Below are 369 nucleotides of genomic sequence, written 5' to 3' on the forward strand. Positions count from 1 at the left end.
ACCCTGGTCTACGTCCTGGAGAGCGCCAACGGCCCGGTGCTCGTCGACGCCGGCTGGGACGACCCGGCGTCGCTGACCGCGCTCACCTCCGGGCTCGCCTCGCTCGGCACCTCGCTCACCGACGTGCACGGCGTCATCGCGACGCACAACCACCCCGACCACCACGGCCTGACCTACAAGGTCGTCGAGGCGTCCAGCGCGTGGGTCGCGATGCACGAGGCCGACGCGGCACACGTCAACCTCATCAACACCGCGCCGCGGAACCGGTGGATCGAGCACCACGTCGCCGTGCTGCAGGCCGCCGGAGCGCCGCAGGACGCGGTCGACGAGCTGGTCGGCTCGCGCTCCCCCTCGTCGGTCGTCAAGCCG

At 72.4% G+C, this 369-nt stretch carries 1 protein-coding gene; it reads left to right on the forward strand.

Translation table 11 applies throughout. The features are described from left to right. On the forward strand, positions 1-369 hold a 369-nt coding region (locus AC1DSF_RS31410; protein ID WP_478184216.1), incomplete at both ends, for an MBL fold metallo-hydrolase.

The sequence above is a fragment of the Variovorax sp. 01N429 genome (genome assembly GCF_056399425.1).